This window comes from Streptococcus sp. HMSC072D03 (assembly GCF_001812855.1).
GTDB lineage: Bacteria > Bacillota > Bacilli > Lactobacillales > Streptococcaceae > Streptococcus > Streptococcus salivarius_D.
This window is the reverse complement of sequence record NZ_KV810685.1, coordinates 21,157-28,519: the sequence shown is the minus strand read 5'-3', so window position 1 is coordinate 28,519 and position 7,363 is coordinate 21,157. Positions and strand designations below refer to the sequence as shown.

At 41.6% G+C, this 7,363-nt stretch carries 7 protein-coding genes; all 7 read left to right on the top strand.

The window, feature by feature from the left end; all coding sequences use genetic code 11:
• Positions 1-1,014 (top strand): DUF6574 domain-containing protein (locus tag HMPREF2877_RS07345; RefSeq protein WP_176745191.1); only part of this gene is annotated, 1,014 nt, incomplete at its 5' end.
• Between the two features lie 51 nt (positions 1,015-1,065).
• The gene (locus HMPREF2877_RS07340) at positions 1,066-2,778 is read left to right on the top strand and encodes a zinc ribbon domain-containing protein (protein ID WP_045769176.1); all 1,713 of its coding nucleotides are present in this window, start codon (positions 1,066-1,068) and stop codon (positions 2,776-2,778) included.
• Between the two features lie 210 nt (positions 2,779-2,988).
• Positions 2,989-3,435 (top strand): LytTR family DNA-binding domain-containing protein, encoded by a 447-nt coding sequence (locus HMPREF2877_RS07335; protein ID WP_004183428.1) that lies wholly within the window; start codon positions 2,989-2,991, stop codon positions 3,433-3,435.
• 4 nt (positions 3,436-3,439) lie between these two features.
• Entirely contained in the window at positions 3,440-4,135 is a 696-nt protein-coding gene (locus HMPREF2877_RS07330) for a hypothetical protein (RefSeq protein ID WP_045769177.1), read from the top strand.
• Positions 4,136-4,459: 324 nt separating this feature from the next.
• The gene (locus tag HMPREF2877_RS07325; RefSeq protein ID WP_070579445.1) at positions 4,460-6,058 is read left to right on the top strand and encodes an Hsp70 family protein; all 1,599 of its coding nucleotides are present in this window, start codon (positions 4,460-4,462) and stop codon (positions 6,056-6,058) included.
• Complete coding sequence (locus HMPREF2877_RS07320; RefSeq protein WP_070579442.1) at positions 6,055-6,567, top strand: hypothetical protein; 513 nt, start codon at positions 6,055-6,057, stop codon at positions 6,565-6,567. Before HMPREF2877_RS07325 ends, HMPREF2877_RS07320 begins: the two co-directional genes overlap by 4 nt.
• A gap of 9 nt (positions 6,568-6,576) precedes the next feature.
• A complete protein-coding gene (locus HMPREF2877_RS07315; protein ID WP_002891779.1) occupies positions 6,577-7,362 on the top strand; it encodes an ATP-binding cassette domain-containing protein in 786 nt (261 codons plus the stop codon).
• The last annotated feature ends 1 nt before the right edge of the window (position 7,363 follow it).

Genomic DNA, 7,363 nt, shown 5'->3' with positions numbered 1-7,363 from the left:
ACTTTCGCGAGTGCCCAAGAAGCGCAACCACAGCCAACTTTCGCTGGTGCCCAAGAAGCGCAACCACAGCCGACTTTTGCGAGTGCACAAGACGCGCAATCGCAAGCTCCTTTTGCAAATGCTCAGGCAGCACAACCTCAATCAACCTTTGCGGGCGCTCAAACTGCTCCAGTACAAGGAGTACCAAATCAAGCGGCGCAACCACAAGCTGGTTTTGCCAATGCTCAAGCTGGTCAACAAGCAGCTTTTGCTAACGCTCAACCTCTTCAACCAGGTCAAAACGTTCAATTTATCAATGGCCAAGCCGTAGTTGTTCCAGCACAACCATCAGCATTTGCGACAACTTTCAAAAACTACTGGACATGGTTGCTTAATGCATGGCGTCGTCCAGCTGACATGACAGATTATGGGAAACACAATGGTTGGCTTAACTATATCTTCTTGTCACTCTTCACTGGACTTGCCTTCTTTGCAATCTTGAGCGCTGTGGCACGTAAATTTGTTAGCCCAGTTGTATCAACAACAAACGCATTGTCTAGTATGTTTGGTTCTTACGGAACAGATAGTTACTCATCTTCATTTTCAAGTCATACATCTAGCATTGGTTTTGGAGCTTTCTTTGCAAGTATCCTAGCTGCCTTCCTCTTTATCTTTGCCTTTATCTTGGCAGGATTTGTAACACGTAAGGCCATCTTCCGTGATCCTGAGACTACTTTCTTGAATAGCTTTGACCGTTTTGGTCGCTTGACATCATTGGCCTTGCCAATCTTGCTTGTAACAATCTTGTTGGGAGCTATTGGACTTGTTGCCTTCCCAGGATTCTTGTTCTATGTTGTTTACTTCTTATTTGCAATTGCTAATCTCTTTACAATTGTTCCTGTAACAACAGCGTGGAAGGCTGATAAATTCTATCAAATGATTTTGGCAGCACTTTTGAATGGTGTGATTTTGTCAATCTTGTTTGCAATCGTATTTGCTATCATGTCGTCATTTACAGTAGGTCTTCTATTCTAATCTAAGTAAACCTCTAGCATTTTTTGAAAAAGTAAGTTTATAGGAGTCTTTATGGCAACAAAAGAAAAGTGGATTGATTTATTTGAAAAGGCAGTTGGTCGTCCGCCCCATGCTTTGGAGATTGAAGAAGGCCAGAAAGCAGACTTTGACTTAAAGGCTATTAAAGGCATTGCGGCAATGGGCTTGGACCAAGAAGCCACTCCTTCTGAACCAACAGAAGAAGTGGATGAGTATGACGTTGCCGAGGAAGTGTTTGAAGATGTACCGCTTGGTGATGAAGAGGAAACGACTCCTTTAGAAACTGAGGAGCTTACACCAGTATCTCAAGCTGAAGAAAATTCAGAGGCCGCTTCTAAAGAAGCACAAGCTATCTGGATGAAGGCTTTTAAAACCTATGTTGGGCGTCAACCTCTTCCTGAGGAATTCCTACTTGGTAAGTCTTCAGGTTATGATGTGTCAACCATCCATCAATTTATCTCAGATGGTAAGGCTGCGAAACCAGCCAAGCCTGCCATGGCTAAAGGGAAGAAAATCCTGATTATTGCTGGTGTTGTTGCAGCAGTCTTAGCACTTGCTGGTTACGGCTTTGGTTCTTATTACTACTCACGTGGTCAAGTAGCAGAACGTTATGAAGCAGCAGCTAAGAAGAGCTTTAAAGATAGCTTGGAATACCAAGTATGGTCTGATACTAAAAAGGAAATTAAAACATCCGAAGTCAAGTACACAGACACTAAAAGTACACAAGCCTATAGCAAGAGCCAACTCATGTCTGGCGAACGTATGCAAAAGGTTGGACGTCAGTTCCTTATTTTTCCTAAGTGGCGAGTCGTGGTAGATCCTGGAACGGTTGATTTGACTGTTAATACAGCTGATTTGAATGTGACTATTAACGGGGTTTCTTACGCGACCACAGATGGCAATAACTACACGGCTAAATTGAATCATCTCTATCCAGGAACCTACAATTTTGTGGCTTCTGGTAAGGTCAATGATCAAGATATCACTGTCTCATCTGAGGAAAATGTGACCTCTAAAACAGAAGTCAATCTCTCTGTAGAGTATCTCAGCTTTACTGTTAAGTCTAATCTTAAGGATGGAGACCTCTACGTTGGTGGTACCAAGATTGGAACCCTCAACTCAGGGAAACTAGATGTTAACAAGGTAGCAGTAGCTGGATCATCAGCCGTTTATGTCAAGAAGAATTTCGAAGATGGTAGCTCTATCAAGACAGAGACATTGTCTATTAAGAAAATTTCTGAAGGCCAAACGGTGACTCTAGATGCTGATGGTGTTCTTGATCGTGATACGGCAGATCGTCTCTTGACCGCTGCTTACGGTAAATTTGGCAGCTACGCTTCTAATCACAACACGACACCAGATGGTGTATCCGACATTTTCCTTAATGGTACTGATGATACCATGTACAAGGATGTAACGGCTGATATTGATAGAAACACTACGGGTGCTAAAAACCGTGCTGCTGATAGTATTTCTTTCTCAGACGTTGACGTCACAGAAGTCGTTCAGACTGGTGAGAAGACCTTCAAGGTGACCTTCACAGCAGTTTATGATTTCTATTATGGTTATGATTCGAAATTCAAGTCATCAGGAGATATCAAGGATAAAATCTCTTGGTCATGTAATGTGGAATATGTTGGTGACGATAGTGACTCTAGCAGTAGTGGTTCTAACTACAGCGACTACCGTATCAATGGTAAGGCTGGTGAATCACAAAAAGTGAGTCGTGAAGATACTGTGAAATAACAGTTACTTTCTCAGTTAGCTGGCATTGAACAGATTACAAATAGGAGGCTAGACCTCCACACTAAAAATGAGAGCCTGGTAATTGCCAGGTTCTTTTGTTTGTCTGTTTTTACCTCTTAGGGGCTAAACCGTGCCACTTACCCAAAAGGCCTTGTTTTGTGTAAAGCACTTGTTATAATGGAACCATCAAAAGGACAGGAAAGGAGTCTTATGAAAGTTAGAATCGAATTAGACCCATCCATGGATGAGCCTGAAATCTTGATTCGAGCTCCTCGGTTAACACAGGAATTAGCCCAGCTCCAAGAGTCTATTCTAAAGCAAAAGTTAGTTCCCTTAGCCTTTTACAAGGATCGCAGTGAATATTTTCTAGATTTGGCAGATATTCTCTTTTTTGAAACAGACGGGGAGAAAATTTATGGTCATACTAAGGATGAGGCTTATGAGGTGAAGCAAAAACTCTACGAATTGGAAGAGTTGCTTCCGATTGCCTTTTGTCGGATTTCCAAATCGACGATTGTTAATGCTAAGCAGATTTATTCTTTGGAGAAGTCTTTTTCAGGGACCAGCACGGTGAATTTCTATCAGACCCACAAGCAGGTCCATGTATCAAGACGCTACTATCAAGTTTTAAAAGAACGACTAAACGAAATGAGGTAAGATAATGAGAAAGAAATTAATTGGGATCCTCTTGATCCTTTTGGCAGCTTTGGTAATTGTACAAGACTACTTTATAAAATGGGAAATTAGTATTTGGATGTTGGCCTGGGTGGTCTTATTAGCTATTTTATCTCTTTCTAGTCTTTTGAAGCGACATTTTGGTCTTGGTTTCGCCTATGGTATTGTGGCTCTTTTTTCACTCAATGGACAGTTCCATTTTCTTCCAGTATCTAATTCGGTCGTTATTTTTTCTTCTGTTCTTGCAGTTATTGGCTTGAACATTCTCTTCAATTCTTCTGGTAAAACAAAGAATCGTTTTGGATTGGGTGTAACTGGTTCAGACGCTAATAATGGAGGAAATGATATTGATGTCACTTTTTCATCAGTGACCAAGTATCTTAATGACCAGCAATTTACGCATGGGAGTGCAGATGTTAGTTTAGGACAGGCTTCCGTCTATTTTGATAATTGCCGTATTGAGGGGCCATCTGCCCAGTTTGATGTGGACGTTTCTCTTGGAAGTCTTAGTCTCTATGTGCCTAGTGATTGGCGAGTACATGTGAATGTGGATAATTCTCTCTCAGCTGTACAGCATGAGGAAAATCCTAGCAACTTGACTAGCAAGGACTTCTACATCAAAGGGGATGTTTCCTTGGGGAATTTAGAAATCATTTATGTTGGTGAGAGTTCGATTGATTAAGTTAGGAGAGAAGTTGCTCTAAACATGACAATGAGGAAGATCATATCCTCTGTATTTATAAGTTCATCCAATCTATCAGATTGATTGACACTCAAGGGAGTGGGACAAGGAACAATTTGTAAAAAGTTGTTCGGTCCTACCCCCTTTTTTCCTGTTTTATAGTCTCTTTATTTGTGATACTATAGTATAGTGAAAAAACTAGACTGGAATAACTTTACTCTTTTGGAGTTTTATGTGACAGCGATGAATGGAGACAATCTAAGCAGATGCCTGCTTGGAGCGATAGTCAAGTAAACTCAAAATGAGGCTGGAAGGGAAATTGTTATGAGAAAAAAAGCGATTGGTATTGATTTAGGAACAACGAATTCCGTTATGGCTGTTGTTCGTGAAGATATGCCAGAGATTATTCCGATGGGGACGAATGACGATCAGGTCTTACGTTCAGCGGTTTATTTCTCAAATATTGGTGGACAAAACCATGTGTCTTTTGGTAAGGAAGCCATTGAGCGTGGGACAGAAATCGGAAGTACAGAAAATTTTAAATTTGACTTTAAACGTGATATTGGGCGTCCAATTGCCAGTGATACACCAGACCACACACGTGTCAATTCTATTATTCTTTCTGCCTTGGTTTTGAACGAATTTCGTAAACGCGCTTATGTAGTTGGTCAGGAGATGGGGCAAGCAGATGGTATCAAGGATGCTGCTATCACAGTGCCTGCCTACTTTACGTCAGATCAACGTGCAGCAACTAAGAATGCTGGTCGTATCGCAGGATTTAATGTCTTGCGTATTATCAATGAGCCTACAGCTGCGGCTATTGCCTATGCCCACACTAAAAATGCTCAAGGAAATGTCTTGGTCTTCGACCTAGGTGGAGGAACTTTTGACGTTACCATCATGCGCGTGGCTGATCATGCCTATGATATTTTGGCAACTGATGGGAATTCACGTCTTGGTGGGATTGACTTTGATAAGCGTCTTGTGGGCTACATCATGCAGGAGTTGGAAAAACAAGGGGTCAATATGACTAACCTTTCCGAGAAGGAAAAAATTCAACTTCAATATAAGGCTGAGCAGATTAAGACTAGTCTGTCTGTGAATGACCAAGCTCTCTATGAGCACTATGTCAATGGTCAAGGTTACGGTGTCTTGATTACTCAAGCGATTTTCAATGAAATTACCTTGGACCTCCTCAAAGATACTGAAATCAAGGTGCAGTCTACTCTTCAAGCATCTGGCTTAAAATGGGAAGAGATTGATCATATTCTCCTTGTGGGTGGGTCAACACGTATGCCAATGATTCGTCAAATGATTCGCTTGATGAGTGGTTTGGAACCTAAGTTTGACCTTAATCCAGACACTATCGTGGCACAGGGAGCTTCTATTTTGGCTGACCTTATCGTCAATAATGAGGTTAGCTTCTCTGAACATCAGGATGGTAAGACAACTGAGACAGATAGAGTAGTTGTTAAGGATGTGACCTCTCAGGGAATCGGTCTGCTCTTCAAGAAAAATCCAAATAAGAACTACAGCTTTGTGGGTGACTACTATAATAGTGTCGTGGTTCCACGTAACTCGGTCTTGCCTTTGGCTGTTACTAAGGATCTCTTTGCGGTCGTGGATGGACAGAGCAAGTTCAAGCTTCGTATCACAGAAGGAAATTACGAGAATCCATTTGCTGTGAAGATTTTGGGACAAGTGGAAGGGCAAGTGCCACAACCTCGTCAGAAAGGCGAGCTCTTGGCACAAGTCACCTATGCCTTTGACTCAGAACAAATTGTTACCGTGACAGTATCGGATCCTCGAAGTAATACTGTTGTGGCACGCTTTTCAGTCAATGCACAAGTCAACCAAACCCAAGAAGTGGTTAAGGAAGACTTGTCAGAACTTCAAGCTATTTTTGCTAAATTCATCTCATGATAGACTACTACAAAGCAATTGATACAGAGACAGGACAGGAAGTGACCTATTTAAGAGAGGTCAGTAACCGCATCTCTCCAGAGATGTCGGCTCAAGATTGTTTCGTGGCTCTTTCCTTTTTACGTGAGGAGCTGGAGGAGCTCTGGACAAATGGTACCTTGGATAAAGAAGGGGAGCGTTTGCGCAGTGAGCTCTACACGATTCGCTCAATCTTTTTCTCAGACCATGAGAAGTTACAATACGACCGAAAACTTAGACAGGCTCAGAGAAAGGCTTCGGAAGTTGAGAAGGGGGCGGCCACTGATGCTAGCAATCTATCAGCTAAAAAGGAAATCCCTTTTGAACCTGTTGCGGTGACTCAGACCAAAGAGTCACCTCTTAAAAATTACCTCTTTGCGGCCTTCGCCTTTGTGATTTTACTAAGCTTGATTCTCTTCTTCAATATCAATGTCATCGTTCTTATTATCGGAGCCATTCTAATTGTTGCTTTGATGTTACTTATGTCTTAGGAGATATTAATGGAAACCAATCAATTAACATTTGAACATATCTGTTTCAAATATAAGGGAAATGATAACCAGCTCTTTACAGATTTGGATGTTACTATGGAGACTGGTCAAGTTGTCGGTATCTTGGGTGCTTCTGGTTCAGGGAAAACAACTTTAACAGAGATTCTCCTAGGCCAGCTTAAACCGACTTGCCAACAATTTCGTATTTTAGAAAATGGTAAACCTGTGACTGCGGGTTCACGCTCTTGGTCCTATGTACCCCAACAAAATCTCCTACGTGAGTACCTCAAGGTATCTGAGACCTTTGATTTTTATGCGGACCACCATCTGAAAGGGAGTGGTAAGCTGACTAAAAAGCATCGCATTGCAGGCATCATGGATGATTTAGGGTTGACGGAATTTGCCAATAAGAAGATCTCAGAGCTTTCTGGTGGGCAAAAACGTCGTGTCTCTATTGGTATCGAGCTTCTTAGCCCTAGTCCCTACTTTATCCTTGATGAGCCGTCTTCAGGTTTGGATGCCCTTAGTGATCGTAATCTCTTACGTACCTTGAAAATCTTGGCTAAATCAGCTAACAAGTCTATTGTGGTTATTACTCACAATACAGAAAATTTGGCTATTTTTGACAAGATCATCTTCTTGTCTAAGGGACGTCCGACATTTGCAGGAACCTATGAAGAGTTGCTTTTGGAATACAAGACTAGCGATCCTTATATGATTCGTAAATATATGGATATGAATATAGCAGATGTCTACCAAGAGCTCAATGCTTCAACACGTATTTACAAGATTTAGG